This is a genomic window from Massilia sp. GER05, assembly GCF_052056005.1.
GTDB classification, from domain to species: domain Bacteria; phylum Pseudomonadota; class Gammaproteobacteria; order Burkholderiales; family Burkholderiaceae_D; genus Telluria; species Telluria orientalis.
Genome location: NZ_CP178858.1, coordinates 6462064 through 6478287, shown reverse-complemented (window position 1 = coordinate 6478287; position 16224 = coordinate 6462064). Strand labels below are relative to the sequence as shown.

Below are 16224 nucleotides of genomic sequence, written 5' to 3'. Positions count from 1 at the left end.
GAGATACCACTATGCTGCTCATCCAATACAAATCCGCCGCCGGCGACCGCCGCGTCGGCATCCTGAACGGCGACACCGTCACCGCCATCACCGGCTACGCCACCACGCTGGAACTGGCCAAGGCCGCCATCGCGCAGGGCAAGAGCCTGGCCAGCCTGGCCGACGCCGCCGCAACCGGCGACAAGGACTCCTACGAAGTGATCGCGCAGGCAGGCCGCGTGCTGGCCCCGATCGACCACCCGGACGCCGCGCACACCTACGTCACCGGCACGGGCCTGACGCACCTGGGCAGCGCCGACGCGCGCGACGCCATGCACAAGAAGATCGGCGGCGACGTCGAGTCGCTGTCCGACTCCATGAAGATGTTCCGCATGGGCGTCGAAGGCGGCAAGCCGGAAGCGGGCAAGGCCGGCGTGCAGCCGGAATGGTTCTACAAAGGCGACGGCTCGATCGTGCGCGCCAGCGGCGAGGACATGGAAATGCCGGACTTCTCGCTGGACGGCGGCGAAGAGCCGGAGATCGCCGGCCTGTACGTGATCGGCGACGACGGCCAGCCGTACCGCGTCGGTTTCGCGATCGGCAACGAGTTCTCGGACCACGTGACGGAACGCCAGAACTACCTGTACCTCGCGCACTCGAAGCTGCGCAACTGCGGCGTCGGCCCGGCGCTGCTGGTCGGCGAACTGCCGGCCCACGTCGAAGGCGTGTCGCGCATCCGCGCCGCCGACGGTTCCGTGCGCTGGGAAAAAGCGTTCGTGTCGGGTGAGCAGAATATGTCGCACACCATCGGCAACCTGGAATACCATCACTTCAAGTACGGCCTGTTCAACCGCCCGGGCGACGTGCACATCCACTTCTTCGGCACCGCGACCCTGAGCTTCGCCGACAATATCAGCGTGCAGGCCGGCGAGACGTTCGAAGTCGAGTCGCCGCAATTCGGCCCCGCGCTGCGCAACAAGCTCGCCGTCCAGTCCACCCAGTTCGCGAAAGTAAAGACCTTATGACCATCGCACAGATCACGGGCGAAGCCCTCATCGGCGGCGTCGCCCAGCGCGGCGCCGGCGGCTCGTTCAAAGCCTGGAACCCGGGCGCGCGCACGCACATCGAACCCGCATTCAACATGGTCGACATCGCCCAGATCGACGAGGCCTGCAGCCTGGCCGGCAAGGCGTTCGACATCTTCCGCAACACGACCGACGAAGAGCGCGCCGCGTTCCTCGACACGGTCGCCGAGCAGATCATGGCCCTGGGCGATGCCCTGGTCGAGCGCGCGATGGCGGAAACCGGCCTGCCGCGCGGCCGCATCGAAGGCGAGCGTGGCCGCACCTGCACCCAGCTGAAACTGTTCGCCAGCCTGCTGCGCGAAGGTTCGTGGCAGGATCCGCGCATCGACCCGGCCCTGCCGCAGCGCACGCCGCCGCGTCCGGACCTGCGCAGCCGCCTGATCGGCGTCGGTCCCGTCGCCGTGTTTGCCGCATCGAACTTCCCGCTCGCGTTCTCCGTCGCCGGCGGCGACACGGCATCGGCCTTCGCGGCCGGCTGCCCGGTCGTGCTGAAGGCCCACTCGGCCCACCCGGGCACGTCGGAACTGGTGGCGCGCGCCGTCGTGAAAGCCGTCGAACTGTGCGGCCTGCCGGCCGGCACGTTCGCACTGCTGACCGGCACGGGCAACGGCATCGGCCAGGCGCTCGTCGCGCATCCGGCCATCCAGGCCGTCGGCTTCACCGGTTCGCGTTCGGGCGGCACCGCACTGATGGCCGTCGCAGCCGGCCGCCAGCAGCCGATCCCGGTCTACGCCGAGATGAGCAGCATCAACCCGGTGTTCCTCCTGCCGCAGGCGCTGGAACAGCACGCCGAGCGCATCGGCCGCGAATTCGCCGCGTCGCTCACGCTGGGCGTCGGCCAGTTCTGCACCAACCCCGGCCTCGTGCTGGCGATCGACGGTCCGGGCCTGTCCACGTTCTGCGCATCGGCGACGGCCGCGCTGAACGACACGCAGCCCGCCACGATGCTGTCGGCCGGTATCGCGTCGAGCTTCCGCCGCGGCGTGGGAGCGTTGGCCAGCAACGAAGCGGTGACCACGCTGCTGCGCCTGGAGCACGAAGAGAACCAGGGCCACGCCGCGCTGTTCCGCGTGGAAGGCGACGCCTTCCTGGCCCGCAAGGAGCTGCATGAAGAAGTGTTCGGCCCGGCCTCGCTGCTGGTCGTGTGCAAGGACGTCGAGCAGATGCGCGTCATCGTCGAGCACCTGGAAGGCCAGCTGACGGCCGCGATCCACCTGGAAGAGGGCGACATCGCGGCGGCGCAGGTCCTGCTGCCGACGCTGGAGCGCAAGGTCGGCCGCATCCTGGCCAACGGTTTCGGCACCGGCGTGGAAGTGGCGCATGCGATGGTGCACGGCGGTCCGTTCCCGGCCACGGCCGACGGCCGCAGCACCTCGGTGGGCACGGGCGCGATCTTCCGCTTCCTGCGCCCCGTGGCGTACCAGAACCTGCCGCAGGCGCTGCTGCCGGCGGTGCTGCGCGACGAGAACCCGCGCGGCATCTGGCGCCGCCGCGACGGCGCGCTGGGCAAAGACTGACACGCCAACACGCCGCTAACGTCACGCGTGGGCACAGGGGTGCCCACCCTACGCAAGCGGCGACGGTAGGGTGGGGTGATTGATGCCGGGGGCATCAATCACGTGCCCACGCGTAACGCATAGAATAAGATTAAGGAGACGACGATGGGTACTTTAGCCAAGTACGGTAGCCTCGAAGGCAAACGGGTATTCGTGACGGGCGGCGGCAGCGGGATCGGTGAAGCGATCGTCGCCGCGCTGGTGGAGCAGGGCGCGCTGGTCGGCTTCGTCGACATCATGCGCGACGCCAGCGAGGCGCTGGTGGCGCGACTCGCTGCGGCGGGCCACAAGGCGCCGATCTACCGTTACTGCGACATCACCGACATCCCGAGCCTGCAGGCCGTGATGGCCGAGATGGCCGCCAAGCTGGGCGACTTCGACGTCATCGTCAACAACGCCGCCAACGACCAGCGCCACCAGATCGGCGAGGTGTCGGTCGAGTACTGGGACGAGCGCATCGCCATCAACCAGCGTCCGATGTTCTTCACCGTGCAGGCGGCGCTCGAAGGCATGAAGCGCCGCGGCGGCGGCTCCGTCATCAACTTCAGTTCGATGTCGTGGCACGCCAAGAACCCGAACTACCCGATTTATGCGACCACGAAGGCATCCGTGATCGGCCTGACGCGCTGCCTCGCACGCGACCTCGGACAATTCAACATCCGCGTCAACACCGTGACGCCGGGCTGGGTGATGACCCAGCGCCAGATCGACCTGTGGCTGGACGAGGCGGGCGAGGCCGAGATCGCGCGCTCGCAATGCCTGCCGGGCAAGCTGATGCCCGAGGATATCGCCGCGATGGTGCTGTTCCTGTCCGCCGACGACAGCAAGATGTGCACGGGACAGGAATTCATCGTGGATGCTGGGTGGGTGTGACGGATATACCGTCGCATTTCCGATCCCGCCGCTACCTTCAAGACCGTCATTCCCGCGCACGCGGGAATCCATACTGGGCCTCTCCGGCACGTGTCCTATGGATTCCCGCTTCCGCGGGAATGACGGCTGTTAATGCAATCACCTTAACGACCAAAACAAACGGAGACCACATGAAGGCATTCCAACCCAAAGTCCTCGCCCTCGGCCTTGCCGCCGCATTCTGCGCCGGCGCCGCGTTCGCCCAGGTGAACGTCACCGTCGACGCGTCCAAGCCGGGCGCGGTGATCGACAAGGACGTCTACGGCCAGTTCGCCGAGCACCTCGGCACCGGCATCTACGGCGGCCTGTGGGTTGGCCCGGATTCGAAGATCCCGAACACCAAAGGGTGGCGCAACGACGTCGTCGGCGCGCTGAAGGACATGCACGTGCCGCTGGTCCGCTGGCCGGGCGGCTGCTTCGCCGACGAATACCACTGGCGCGAAGGCATCGGCCCGCGCAACAAGCGTCCGGTGAAGGTCAACACGAACTGGGGCGGCGTCCCGGAAAACAATGCGGTCGGTACGCATGAATTCTTCGACCTCGTCGAGATGCTGGGCGCGGACGCCTACGTCAACGGCAACCTGGGCACCGGTACCCCGCAGGAAGCGGCCGAGTGGATCGAATACATGACGTCGGAAGGCAAGTCGACGCTGGCCGAACTGCGCGCGAAGAACGGGCACCCGGCGCCGTTCAAGGTCGCCTATTTCGCGATCGGCAACGAGTCGTGGGGCTGCGGCGGCAACATGCGTCCCGAGTACTACGCCGACCTGTACCGCCAATGGAATACCTTCCTGAAGGCGCCGCAGCACCTGCGTCCGAAGATGATCGCCAGCGGCGGCACCGCCGACGACACCACCTGGACCGACGTCCTGTCGCGCGACCTGAAGGGCCGCACGGACGGCATCAGCTTCCACTACTACACGCTGCCGACCGGTAAATGGGAAGTGAAGGGCGCCGCCACCGGCTTCCCGGAATCGGAATGGTTCTCGACGATGTCGCAGACGCTGCGCATGGATGACTTCATCCGCAAGAACGTCGCGATCCTCGACAAGAACGACCCGGAGAAGAAGATCGGCTTCGACGTGGACGAGTGGGGCACCTGGTACGACGTCGAGAAGGGCACCAACCCGGGCTTCCTGTTCCAGCGTAATACGATCCGCGACGCCGTCGTGGCCGCGCTCAACTTCAACATCTTCCATGCCCACGCCGACCGCGTGCGCATGACGAACATCGCGCAGATGGTCAACGTGCTGCAAGCCATGATCATCACCGACAACGAGAAGATGCTGCTGACGCCGACGTACTACGCCTTCAAGATGTACGTGCCGTTCCAGGGCGCGACGTCGCTGCCGGTTTCGCTGTCGAACAACACGACCTACGGCTCGAACGGCCAGGGCGTGCCGGGCATCAGCGCGTCGGCCGCGAAGGCCAAGGACGGCAAGACCTACGTCGCCCTCGTCAACACGAACCCGCATGACGCCACCGACGTCGTGCTGAACGTCGCCGGCCAGAACGTCGGCGCCGTGCGCGGCCAGCTGCTGACGGCCGATGCGATGGACGCCCACAACACCTTCGAGCGCAAGGACGCCGTGAAGCCCGTGCCGTTCAGCGCCAACGCCAGCGGCGGCAAGCTGACGATCAAGGTGCCGGCCAAGTCGGTGCTGGTGGTGGCCGTGGAAGGCTGACCCATGGCGCACGCATTCACTCCGCGTGCGCTGGCTGCGGCGGTCGCGGCCGCATTCGTCCTCGCCGGTTGCGGCGGCGGGGGCGGCGGCGGCACTGCGGCGGTCGGCACGCCCGTCGCCGCGACGCCGGCCGCGCCTGCGCCTGCGCCGGCGACGACGCCCGATACCCCGACCCAGGCGGCGATCACGTTCGCCAACGTGTCCGTGCACGACCCGGCCGTCATCAAGGTCGGCGACACGTGGTACGCGTTCGGCTCGCACCTCGCGGCCGCGAAGACGACGGACCTGATGAACTGGACGAAGATCGCCGACGGCGTCAACGACGCCAACCCGCTGTTCACGAAAGTAACGGCGGCGCTGGCCGATACGTTCGCGTGGGCCCAGGTGACGGACTTGTGGGCGCCCGACGTCATCCAGCTGGACGACGGCAAGTTCTACATGTACTACGACGCGTGCAAGGGCGATTCGCCCCGCTCGGCGCTGGGCGTGGCCGTGGCCGACAAGGTCGATGGCCCGTACGTCAACAAGCAGGTGTTCCTGAAATCCGGCATGTGGGGCGAGGCGAGCCCGGACGGCACGGTGTACGACGCGCTGAAGCATCCGAACGTCGTCGACCCGAACGTGTTCCGCGACGCGGCCGGCAAGCTGTGGATGATCTACGGCTCCTACTCCGGCGGCATCTTCATCATGGCGATGGACCCGGCCACCGGCCTGCCCGTCGCCGGGCAGGGCTACGGCAAGCACCTCATGGGCGGCAACCACGCGCGCATCGAAGGCGCATACGTGATGTACAGTCCGGCCACGAAGTACTACTACCTGTTCACGTCGTTCGGCGGACTGGATGCGGCCGGCGGCTACAACCTGCGCGTGGCACGTGCGACGAGCCCGGACGGCCCGTACCTGGACGCCTCCGGCAAGGACATGGCCGAGGTGAAGTCGGATCCGACGAAACCCCTGTTCGACGACGCGAGCATCGCGCCGTTCGGCCAGAAGCTCGTGGGCAGCCACCAGTTCGCGCTGGCGGCCGGAGAATCCGGCACGCCGCTCGGCTACGTGTCGCCCGGCCACAATTCGGCCCGCTACGAAGCGGCGACGAACCAGTACTTCCTGATCTTCCACACCCGCTTCCCGGGCCAGGGCGAGTATCACGAAGTGCGCGTGCACGAAATGTTCATCAACGAGGACGGCTGGCCGGTGGCGGCGCCGCTGCGCTACGTGCCGCTGGCGAAGAGCGCGACGCCGATCGCACCGACCGTCACAGGCGCGGACACCGCGGGCGCATACAAGATGGTCAACCACGGCAAGGACATCTCGGCCACCGTGAAGCCGTCCGTCGCGATCCGGCTCGACGCCGCCGGCACGGTGACGGGCGGCGCGAGCGGCACGTGGACGCACAAGGGCAACAACAACGTGGCCATCGTGATCGACGGCGTCACGTACAGCGGCGTGCTGTCGCGCCAGTGGAACCCGAACGCGAACGCGTTTGCCGTGACCTTCACGGCGCAGTCGAAGACCGGCGTGTCGCTGTGGGGCATCCGCACGGGCTCGTAATCGAAAGGAGCAGGCATGCGTAAAGCAGTGGTACTCGGCGTCGGCGCGGTGGCGCTGGCCGCGGCGTGGATGGCGCAGGCGTCGCAGGTCGGCGTGCACGACCCCGTGATGGCCAGGGACGGCAGCACCTACTACCTGTACAGCACGGGCCCCGGGATCACGTTCTATTCGTCGTCCGACATGCTGCACTGGAAGCCGGAAGGCCGCGTGTTCGCGGGCGAGCCCACGTGGGCGAAGCGCGCCGCGCCCACGTTCAACGACCATATCTGGGCGCCGGACATCCACCAGCACAACGGCCGCTGGCTGCTGTACTACTCGGTGTCCGGCTTCGGCAAGAACACGTCGGGCATCGGCGTGACGACGAACGCCACGCTCGACCCGCGTTCTCCCAACTATCGGTGGGACGACCAGGGCATGATGGTGCAGTCGGTGCCGGGCCGCGACCTGTGGAACGCCATCGACCCGAACGTCGTCGAGGACGACAAGGGGGAGGGCTGGATGAGCTTCGGCTCGTTCTGGGGCGGCATCAAGCTCGTGAAGCTGGACGCCAGCTGGACGAAGCTCGCCGAACCGCAGGAATGGCACACGATCGCGCGCCGTGAGCGTCCCGCGTTCACGCCGGACGAGGACGCGGCGCCGGCCGAGATCGAGGGGCCGTTCATCTTCAAAAAGAACGGTTATTACTACCTGTTCGTCTCGTGGGGCCTGTGCTGCCGGGGGCCGAAGAGCACGTACCACGTCGTCGTGGGCCGCGCGCAGGACGTGAAGGGGCCGTACCTCGACCGCCAGGGCAAGGATATGGCGAAAGGCGGCGGCTCGCTCGTCGTCAAGGGCGACAAGGACTGGCAGGGACTCGGCCACAACAGCGCCTACACGTTCGACGGCAAGGACTACCTCGTGCTGCACGCCTATGAAACGGCCGACAAGTACAAGCAGAAGCTGAAAGTGATGGACATCCGCTGGGACAAGGACGGTTGGCCCACGGTCGATCCCAAAGACCTCAACAAGTATGTGAGCGAAGAACTGAAATGAAGCTGACCCACATCGCCGCGCTGTTGTTCACCCTGGGCGCGACGTGCGCCCAGGCCGCCGACCTGTTCCCGCTGCAGGCCGTGCGCCTGGGGCCCAGCCCCTTCCTCGACGCCCAGGCGACGGACCTGAACTACCTGATGGCGATGGAGCCGGACCGCCTGCTGGCGCCGTTCCTGCGCGAAGCGGGGCTCACGCCGAAGCAGCCCAGCTACGGCAACTGGGAATCGTCGGGACTGGACGGCCACATGGGCGGGCACTACCTGTCGGCGCTGGCATTGATGTATGCGTCGACCGGCGATGCCGAGGTCAAGAAGCGCCTCGACTACTTCGTCGCGGAGCTGAAGCGCGCGCAGACGGCCAACGGCGACGGCTATGTCGGCGGCGTGCCCGGTGGCCGCGCCGCGTGGCGCGATGTCGCCGCGGGCAAGCTCCATGCGGACAACTTCTCCGTCAACGGCAAGTGGGTCCCGTGGTACAACCTGCACAAGGTCTACGCGGGCCTGCGCGACGCGTACCGCTATGCCGGCAACGAGGATGCGAAGGCGATGCTGATCGCCATGGCCGACTGGGCCCTGCGCCTGACAAGCCGCCTGACGGACGAGCAGATGCAGCAGATGCTGAAGGCCGAACACGGCGGCATGAACGAGGTGCTGGCCGACGTCGCCCAGATGACGGGGGACCAGCGTTACATGGACCTGGCGCTGAGGTTCTCGCACCAGGCCATCCTGCAGCCGCTGGAGAAGCACGAGGACAAGCTCACGGGCCTGCACGCGAACACGCAGATCCCGAAAGTCATCGGCTTCAAGCGCATCGGCGACCTCACGGGCCGCAAGGACATGGCGGATGCCGCCGCGTTCTTCTGGCAGACCGTCGTCGACCACCGCACGGTGGCCATCGGCGGCAACAGCGTCAGGGAGCACTTCCATGACGACAAGGACTTCAGCCCCATGATCAACGAGGTCGAGGGACCGGAGACCTGCAACACCTACAACATGCTGAAGCTGACGGAGATGCTGTTCGAGACGTCGGACAAGGCAGCGTACGCCGACTACTACGAGCGTGCGCTGTACAACCACATCCTCGCGTCCGAACGTCCTGGCACGGGCGGCTTCGTCTACTTCACGCCGATGCGCCCGAACCACTACCGCGTGTACTCGCAGGTGGACCAGGCGATGTGGTGCTGCGTGGGCTCCGGCATCGAGAGCCACGCGAAGTACGGTGAATTCATCTATGCCCATGAGGGCGATGCGTTGTTCGTGAACCTGTTCATCCCGTCGACGCTCGACTGGCGCGAGAAGAACGTCAAGGTCGCCCAGGCGAACAACTTCCCGGACCAGGCCTCTACCCGCATCACGGTGGACGGCGATGCCCGCTTCGCGCTGAAGATCCGCTATCCGGCCTGGGTCGCGCCGGGCAAGCTGGGCGTGAAGGTGAACGGCAAGGCCGTGAAGGTGAATGCGCAGCCGGGCAGCTACGTCAGCATCGAGCGCGCGTGGAAGAAGGGCGACCGCGTCGACGTGAGCCTGCCGATGACGATGCGCCTCGAGCAGATGCCGGACAAGTCGAATTACTACGCGGTGCTGTACGGCCCCATCGTGCTGGCCGCGAAGACGAATCCGTTCCCGACCGAGCACCTGAACTTCCTCGCGGACGATTCGCGCATGGGCCATAGCCCGTCCGGCCAGGTGTGCCCGCTGGAGGCGGCGCCGACCTTCGTCTCGGACAGCAAGGATTTCACCCGGCGCTTCAAGCCGGTCAAAGGCAAGCCGCTGACGTTCACGGCACCCGGCGTCGTGCAGGGCGGGGCGGGGTCGTCGACGGAGTTCATCCCGTTCTTCCGCCTGCACGATTCGCGCTACATGATCTACTGGCAGCAGAGCACCCCGGCCGAATTCGCCCGCATGAAGGAAGAGAACGCGGCGAACGAAGCGGAGCGCCTCGCGCTGGACGCGCAGACCATCGACCAGGTGGCGCCGGGCGAACAGCAGCCGGAATCGGACCACGGCTTCAAGGGCGAGGGTGCCGACGCGGGCCTGAACAACGGCCGCCACTGGCGCCATGCCAACAAGTGGTTCAGCTACCAGTTGAACGATCCCAAGCACGAAGCGAAGGCGCTGCGCCTCACGTTCGCGCGCGGGGACGCGGGCCGCAGGTTCGACATCGTCGTCGACGGGCAGCGGATCGCCGAAGTGGAACTGGCGGCCGGCGAGGACCAGGAGTTCTACACGCGCGACTTCGCGCTGCCGCCCGCGCTGGTGCAGGGCGCGAACGGCAAGCTCGAAGTCAAGTTCGTCGCGAAGGAAGGCTCGATGGCGGGTGGGTTGTACGGGCTGCGATTGATGCGCTGACTCAAAAAGCACTACGTTGAGCTAAAAACCGTCATTCCCGCGCAGGCGGGAATCCAAGCTCTGCACGCGTCGCGATAACGCGTGCAAATTGGGTCCCCGCCTGCGCGGGGACGACGTTTCAGACGTTAACGTTTAGCCTGCGCCCGCGCCTTCGCCATCTTGTTGAGTACCTTCCACCGCGCCCGCTCCGCGATGCGATCCAGCGGCGTCGCCGCCGCATGCCGCACCTCGCGCAACAGCTTGTGGTAGTTGCGCAGCCGGTCCGCATCCACGACGCCGCGCACCCCGCATCCCGGTTCCTCCACGTGCGTGCAGTCATGGAAGCGGCAGTGCGCGGCCAGCGTCTCGATGTCGTCGAACGCCGCGTTGACGTCGTCCTCGTCGGCGTCCGGCTGCCAGCTACGCAGGCCCGGCGTGTCGATCACGCACGCGCCGCCCGCGCACAGGTGCAGCGAGCGTGACGTCGTCGTGTGGCGGCCGCGGTCGTCGCCCTTGCGTACGCCGCCCGTTTGCTGGTGCGCGCCGGTCAGGGTGTTCGTGAGCGTCGACTTGCCCACGCCGGACGTGCCGACCAGGACGAGCGTCTGGCCTTCTCCGGTCCACGGCGCCAGCGTGTCGGCCGCGCCGGTTTCCTGCGGATGCACGCGCACCACGGGCACCGTCGGCGGCAGGCGCGCGCCCACTTGCGCCGCTTTCGTATCCGCGTCGGGCACGAGATCGCCCTTCGTCAGCACGATCACGGGCGCCACGTCGCAGGATCTGGCGACCATCAGGTAGCGCTCCAGCCGGCGCAGATTGAAATCGCCGTCGAGGCCCATGACCAGCAGGGCCGTGTCGACGTTGGCCGCCAGCCGCTGGCGCGTGCCGTGGGCGTCGCGCCGTACCAGCTCGTTCAGCGGGTCGACGAGCGTGTGGACCCACGCTTCGTTTTGCTCGTTAAGGTCGAACAGCACCCAGTCGCCGACGGCAAGCGAGGCGTCGAGGGATGGATGCGGCCGGGCGGGGAATTCGCGCAGGCCGTCGTGCAGGACGAGCGCGGTGCGGTGCACGCTCGCCACGCGCGCGGGTCGTCCGCGGTCGTGCGGGGCGAGGCGTGCGGCGATAGGGTTGGTGAGTCCGATGCGGCGCAGTGCCGCGATATCGAAGGCTATCATGGTCGTTGTGTTCCTGTTGCGAAGCGCGCGGACGCGCGGGCACGTTGCCGCACGCAATACGATGCGGCGGCAACGATGGATTCGGTCAGGGGTAGTCGGCGCGGCTGGCGCGCCCATTCGCAACGACGATGAGCGACGACGGTGATCGGCGAAGAAAGGCGGTCAGGCGGCCGACGGGAGGGCAATATCCGGCTGGTTCATGGGGCGCTCCTCGTCAGTGAATGAAAAGGCAAGTATAGCGCGGCGGCTCGGCCATGCAACCGACATTTGTATTGATGCCGAAATGGATATGTCTACCGTCAAAAAAATGATTGGATAGATATGTCAGTTCTGTCATAGTATCCGTGCACAACAATTCCGGAGACTAAGTGATGATCATCACCCGCAGAACCCTCCTGGGCGCCGCTGCCGCCATCGCGTGCGCCGCCGCCATCCCGGCTTTCGCCGCCAAACCCCTCACGATCGGCTTCTCGCAGGTCGGCGCCGAAAGCGAATGGCGCACCGCGAATACCGCCTCGATCAAGGACGCCGCCAAGAAGGCCGGCGTCAACCTGAAATTCGCCGACGCCCAGCAGCAGCAGCAGAACCAGGTCAAGGCCATCCGCTCGTTCATCGCCCAGCGCGTCGACGTGATCGCGTTCTCGCCGGTCGTGGAAACCGGCTGGGAGACCGTGCTGCGCGAAGCGAAGAACGCCAAGATCCCCGTGATCCTGACCGACCGCGCCGTCAAGGTCACCGATCCGTCGCTGTTCGTCAGCTTCATCGGTTCCGACTTCGTGGAAGAGGGCCGCCGCGCCGGCCGCTGGCTGCTGGACTACGCCAAGAAGAATGGCGACAAGCCGCTGAACATCGTCGAGCTGCAGGGCACGACCGGTGCCGCGCCGGCGATCGACCGCAAGAACGGTTTTGCGGAAGTCATCGGCACGAATCCGAAGCTGAAGATCATCCGCTCGCAGACCGCCGACTTCACCCGCGCCAAGGGCAAGGAAGTCATGGAAGCCTTCCTGAAGTCGGAAGGCAAGAAGATCAACGTGCTGTACGCGCACAATGACGACATGGCCATCGGCGCCATCCAGGCCATCGAGGAAGCGGGCCTGAAGCCGGGCAAGGACATCATCATCATCTCGATCGATGGCGTGAAGGGCGCGTTCGAAGCCATGAAGGCCGGCAAACTGAATGTGACGGTCGAGTGCAATCCGCTGCTCGGTCCGACGCTGATCCAGACGGCGCAGGACGTCGTGGCCGGCAAGCCGGTCCCGAAACGCATCGTCGTCAACGAGGGCGTGTTCCCGGCTGAGGTGGCGGCGAAGGAACTCCCGAACCGCAAATACTGATCGGGCGGGGCATGATCGATTCGAAGCAGCCGGTGCTGGAAGTCACCGGCATCCATAAAGCCTTCCCGGGTGTGAAGGCGCTGTCCGATGCCGGACTGCGCCTGTTCCCCGGCGAAGTCCACACGCTGATGGGCCAGAACGGCGCGGGCAAGTCCACGCTGATCAAGGTCCTCACCGGCGTCTACCAGCCGGACGCCGGCAGCATCGTGCTGGAGGGCCGGGCCATCCAGCCGCGCTCCACGCAGGATGCGCAGAACCTCGGTATCAGCACCGTCTACCAGGAAGTCAATCTGTGCCCGAACCTGTCGGTCGCGGAAAACATCTTCATCGGCCGCTATCCGCGCCGCTTCGGCATGGTCGACTGGCGCTCGATGCGGTCGCAGGCCATGGCGCTGCTCGCGCGCCTCGAGATCCACGTCGACGTCAGCAAGCCGCTCGCCGATTACCCGCTCGCGATCCAGCAGATGGTCGCCATCGCCCGTGCGCTGAACACGGAATCGCGCGTGCTGATCCTCGACGAACCCACGTCCAGCCTGGACGAGGCGGAAGTGCAGATGCTGTTCTCGGTGCTGCGCCGCCTGCGCGAAGAGGGCATGGCGATCCTGTTCGTCACGCACTTCCTCGACCAGACGTACGCGATCTCGGACCGCATCACCGTGATGCGCAACGGCGAGCGCGAAGGCGAGTACGCGTGCGCGGACCTGTCGCGCCTTGCCCTCGTCAACAAGATGATCGGCGCGCCGGCCGACGCGGAACACGCGACCGAGACGGCGGCCGCCGGTGAATCCAACGCACACGGCGAAGTCTTCCTGCGCGCCCGCGGCATCGCGCGCAAGGGCGTGCTGTCGCCGGTCGACCTGGAAATCCGCCGCGGCGAATTGCTGGGCCTTGCCGGCCTGCTCGGCTCCGGCCGCACGGAGACGGCGCGATTGCTGTTCGGCGCCGACAAGCTTGATGCCGGCAGCTTCGACATCGACGGCAGGCAGGTGAGCTTCTCGAACCCGCGCGACGCGATTCGCGAGGGCATCGGCTTCTGCTCGGAAGACCGCAAGCACGAAGGCGCGATCCTCGCGCTGTCCGTGCGCGAAAACCTGATCCTCGCGCTGCAGGCGCGACAAGGCATCTTCCGCGCCATTCCATTCAAGCGCCAGCAGCAGCTGGCGACCGACTACGTCAAGTGGCTGGGCATCAAGACGGCCAGCATCGAGACGCCGATCGGCACGCTCTCCGGCGGCAACCAGCAGAAGGTCTTGCTGGCGCGCTGGCTCGCGACTGATCCGCGCCTGATGATCCTCGACGAACCGACGCGCGGCATCGACGTGCGCGCCAAGCAGGAAATCATGGATTACGTCAGTAACCTGTGCCGCAAGGGCATGTCCATTCTCTTCATCTCGTCCGAGCTGCCGGAAGTGCTGCGCGTGTCCGACCGCATGGTCGTCATGCGCGACCGCAAGGCGTGCGGCGAATACCGGCGCGGTGAACTGGACGAGACGTCCGTGCTGCACGTGATCGCAGGGGAGACGGCATGAGCACGACCGGCGCTACCGTCAAACCGTCCGCGCAGGCAGGGGCATCGCGCACCGCCTGGCTGCAGCACCCGCTCGTGCGGCCGCTGGGCGCGCTCGTCGCGCTGCTGCTCGTCGACGCGTTCCTCGTGCCCGGCTTCTTCCACCTCGAGGTCAAGGAAGGCCACCTGTACGGCGCGATCATCGACATCCTCAACCGCGCCGCGCCGCTGATGCTGGCGGCGCTCGGCATGACCCTCGTCATCGCCACGCGCGGCATCGACATCTCCGTGGGCGCCGTCGTCGCCCTGTCCGGCACCGTGTCCGCGATGCTGATCGGCGGCAGCGAGCCCACGACGCCGATGGCGCTCGCACTCGCGGCGTCGCTGGGTGTCGCGCTGCTGTGCGGCCTGTGGAACGGCGTCCTCGTCGCCGGCATCAAGCTGCAGCCGATCGTCGCCACGCTGATCCTGATGGTGGCGGGCCGCGGCCTCGCGCAGCTGCTGACGGACGGCCAGATCGTCACCGTGTACTACGAGCCGTTCTTCTTCCTGGGCAGCGGCTATCTCGCCGGCCTGCCGTTCTCGCTGTTCGTCGTCGCGGCGGTGTTCGCGGTGACGCTGCTGCTGGTGAAGAAGACGGCCCTCGGCCTGTTCATCCAGGCGGTCGGCATCAATCCGGTGGCGGCGCGCCTCGCGGGCCTGCGCACGGCCACCTTGATCACCTTCGTGTACGTGTTCTGCAGTGCCTGCGCGGGCCTGGCCGGCATGCTGATCACGTCGAACATCAAGAGCGCGGACGCGAACAACGCGGGCCTGCTGCTGGAGCTGGACGCGATCCTCGCCGTCACGCTGGGCGGCACGTCGCTGGCCGGCGGCAAATTCAGCCTCGTGGGCAGCATGATCGGCGCGCTGATCATCCAGACCCTGACCTACACGATCTACTCGCTGGGCGTGCCGCCCGAAGTGAACATGGTCGTCAAATCCATCGTCGTCTTCGTCGTCTGCATCTCGCAGTCGAGCGAATTCAAGAACATCCTGCGGAGGTCCGCATGAGCGCGGTCGCAACCGGTTCCCGCGGCGTCACCAGTGCGCCGTGGTTCACGTCCCTCGTCACCGTGATCCTGCTGGTCGCGATGATGGGCATCGGCGGGTCCGTTTATCCGGGCTTCCTGTCGCTGCAGGTGATCTTCAATCTCCTGATCGACAACGCGTTCCTGCTCGTGATCGCGGTGGGCATGGGCTTCGTGATCCTGGCGGGCGGCATCGACCTGTCCGTCGGTTCCGTGCTGGCGCTGTCGACGATGATCTCGGCCTGGCTGCTGCAGCACGCCCACTGGCCGCCGGCCGCCGTCATCGCGCTCGTGCTGCTGCTGGGCGCGTGCTTCGGCGGCGCGATGGGCGCGATCATCCACCTGTTCAAGCTGCAGCCGTTCATCGTCACCCTGGCCGGCATGTTCCTGGCGCGCGGCCTGTGCTACCTGATCAGCGTCGAGTCGATCACGATCGATGACCCGCTGTTCACGGCGATGTCGCAGACGCAGGTGCCCATCCTCGACGGCTTCCTGTCGCCGGGCGCCATCATCGCGCTGGTCGTGCTGCTGGTCGCCATCTGGCTCGCGCACTTCACCGCGTTCGGCCGTGCCGTGTACGCCGTCGGCGGCAACGAGCAATCGGCCGCGATGATGGGCCTGAACGTGGGCCGCACCAAGGTCCTCGTGTACGCGCTGTCGGGCTTCTGCGCGGCGCTGGGCGGCGTGCTGTTCGCCTTCTACATGCTGTCCGGCTACGGCCTGCACGGTCAGGGCACGGAGCTCGATGCCATCGCCGCCGTCGTCATCGGCGGGACGCTCCTCACCGGCGGCTACGGCTACATCGCCGGCGCATTGTCGGGCGTGCTGGTGCTGGGTGCCATCCAGACGCTGATCGCCTTCGACGGCACGCTCAGCTCGTGGTGGACCAAGATCGTCATTGGCGCGCTGCTGTTCGTCTTCTGCGTCGTGCAGAGGGTGATGGGCGGCCGCGCCAAGCAATAACAAGTCACGTTGCCACGGCGCTGAACGTGCGCCCCCGCCGCCGCGGGG

12 protein-coding genes are annotated in these 16224 nt (G+C 66.7%); 11 read left to right on the top strand and 1 reads right to left on the bottom strand.

Translation table 11 applies throughout. The features are described from left to right. Window positions 1-11 precede the first annotated feature (11 nt). The 7 genes from araD1 (at window position 12) to ACL58G_RS28580 (ending at window position 10148) form a co-directional block, all read left to right on the top strand. A complete protein-coding gene (gene araD1 / locus ACL58G_RS28610) occupies window positions 12-1004 on the top strand; it encodes an AraD1 family protein (RefSeq protein ID WP_440963900.1) in 993 nt (330 codons plus the stop codon). Continuing rightward, window positions 1001-2581, top strand: coding sequence for an aldehyde dehydrogenase (NADP(+)) (locus ACL58G_RS28605; protein WP_440963899.1), 1581 nt, complete (start codon window positions 1001-1003; stop codon window positions 2579-2581). The genes araD1 and ACL58G_RS28605 overlap by 4 nt, the downstream gene beginning before the upstream one ends. A gap of 144 nt (window positions 2582-2725) precedes the next feature. Beyond that, window positions 2726-3493 carry an SDR family NAD(P)-dependent oxidoreductase gene (locus tag ACL58G_RS28600; protein ID WP_413337199.1) on the top strand — a complete coding sequence of 256 codons (768 nt, stop codon included), beginning with the start codon at window positions 2726-2728 and terminating at the stop codon, window positions 3491-3493. 170 nt (window positions 3494-3663) lie between these two features. Next, window positions 3664-5217, top strand: coding sequence for an alpha-N-arabinofuranosidase (locus tag ACL58G_RS28595; protein ID WP_440963898.1), 1554 nt, complete (start codon window positions 3664-3666; stop codon window positions 5215-5217). A gap of 3 nt (window positions 5218-5220) precedes the next feature. Continuing rightward, the gene (locus tag ACL58G_RS28590; protein WP_440963897.1) at window positions 5221-6768 is read left to right on the top strand and encodes a glycoside hydrolase family 43 protein; all 1548 of its coding nucleotides are present in this window, start codon (window positions 5221-5223) and stop codon (window positions 6766-6768) included. 15 nt (window positions 6769-6783) lie between these two features. Beyond that, entirely contained in the window at window positions 6784-7800 is a 1017-nt protein-coding gene (locus ACL58G_RS28585; protein WP_440963896.1) for an arabinan endo-1,5-alpha-L-arabinosidase, read from the top strand. Further along, window positions 7797-10148: a beta-L-arabinofuranosidase domain-containing protein gene (locus tag ACL58G_RS28580; protein ID WP_440963895.1), complete on the top strand. Its 2352-nt coding sequence runs from the start codon at window positions 7797-7799 to the stop codon at window positions 10146-10148. Before ACL58G_RS28585 ends, ACL58G_RS28580 begins: the two co-directional genes overlap by 4 nt. A 125-nt stretch (window positions 10149-10273) precedes the next feature. On the opposite strand, the gene rsgA is transcribed toward ACL58G_RS28580, so the two are convergent. Then, the gene (rsgA, locus tag ACL58G_RS28575; RefSeq protein WP_413387206.1) at window positions 10274-11302 is read right to left on the bottom strand and encodes a ribosome small subunit-dependent GTPase A; all 1029 of its coding nucleotides are present in this window, start codon (window positions 11300-11302) and stop codon (window positions 10274-10276) included. A 371-nt stretch (window positions 11303-11673) separates the two neighbouring features. Here rsgA and ACL58G_RS28570 point away from each other — a divergent pair, with 371 nt between their 5' ends. The 4 genes from ACL58G_RS28570 to yjfF are packed head-to-tail and all read left to right on the top strand — an operon-like array spanning window position 11674 to window position 16176. Next, on the top strand, window positions 11674-12636 hold the full coding sequence (locus tag ACL58G_RS28570) for an ABC transporter substrate-binding protein (RefSeq protein ID WP_413387207.1): 963 nt from the start codon (window positions 11674-11676) through the stop codon (window positions 12634-12636). An 11-nt stretch (window positions 12637-12647) separates the two neighbouring features. Further along, window positions 12648-14165, top strand: coding sequence for a sugar ABC transporter ATP-binding protein (locus tag ACL58G_RS28565; protein WP_413387208.1), 1518 nt, complete (start codon window positions 12648-12650; stop codon window positions 14163-14165). Next, window positions 14162-15196 carry an ABC transporter permease gene (locus ACL58G_RS28560; RefSeq protein WP_413337207.1) on the top strand — a complete coding sequence of 345 codons (1035 nt, stop codon included), beginning with the start codon at window positions 14162-14164 and terminating at the stop codon, window positions 15194-15196. The genes ACL58G_RS28565 and ACL58G_RS28560 overlap by 4 nt, the downstream gene beginning before the upstream one ends. Further along, a complete protein-coding gene (yjfF, locus tag ACL58G_RS28555; RefSeq protein ID WP_413337208.1) occupies window positions 15193-16176 on the top strand; it encodes a galactofuranose ABC transporter, permease protein YjfF in 984 nt (327 codons plus the stop codon). Before ACL58G_RS28560 ends, yjfF begins: the two co-directional genes overlap by 4 nt. Window positions 16177-16224: the final 48 nt, after the last annotated feature.

What these genes read in the sequence shown, in the direction of transcription:
- araD1 (WP_440963900.1), top strand. Translation starts at nt 12, where the DNA reads ATGCTGCTCATCCAATACAAATCCGCCGCCGGCGACCGCCGCGTCGGC.
- ACL58G_RS28605 (WP_440963899.1), top strand. Translation starts at nt 1,001, where the DNA reads ATGACCATCGCACAGATCACGGGCGAAGCCCTCATCGGCGGCGTCGCC.
- ACL58G_RS28600 (WP_413337199.1), top strand. Translation starts at nt 2,726, where the DNA reads ATGGGTACTTTAGCCAAGTACGGTAGCCTCGAAGGCAAACGGGTATTC.
- ACL58G_RS28595 (WP_440963898.1), top strand. Translation starts at nt 3,664, where the DNA reads ATGAAGGCATTCCAACCCAAAGTCCTCGCCCTCGGCCTTGCCGCCGCA.
- ACL58G_RS28590 (WP_440963897.1), top strand. Translation starts at nt 5,221, where the DNA reads ATGGCGCACGCATTCACTCCGCGTGCGCTGGCTGCGGCGGTCGCGGCC.
- ACL58G_RS28585 (WP_440963896.1), top strand. Translation starts at nt 6,784, where the DNA reads ATGCGTAAAGCAGTGGTACTCGGCGTCGGCGCGGTGGCGCTGGCCGCG.
- ACL58G_RS28580 (WP_440963895.1), top strand. Translation starts at nt 7,797, where the DNA reads ATGAAGCTGACCCACATCGCCGCGCTGTTGTTCACCCTGGGCGCGACG.
- rsgA (WP_413387206.1), bottom strand. Translation starts at nt 11,302, where the DNA reads ATGATAGCCTTCGATATCGCGGCACTGCGCCGCATCGGACTCACCAAC.
- ACL58G_RS28570 (WP_413387207.1), top strand. Translation starts at nt 11,674, where the DNA reads ATGATCATCACCCGCAGAACCCTCCTGGGCGCCGCTGCCGCCATCGCG.
- ACL58G_RS28565 (WP_413387208.1), top strand. Translation starts at nt 12,648, where the DNA reads ATGATCGATTCGAAGCAGCCGGTGCTGGAAGTCACCGGCATCCATAAA.
- ACL58G_RS28560 (WP_413337207.1), top strand. Translation starts at nt 14,162, where the DNA reads ATGAGCACGACCGGCGCTACCGTCAAACCGTCCGCGCAGGCAGGGGCA.
- yjfF (WP_413337208.1), top strand. Translation starts at nt 15,193, where the DNA reads ATGAGCGCGGTCGCAACCGGTTCCCGCGGCGTCACCAGTGCGCCGTGG.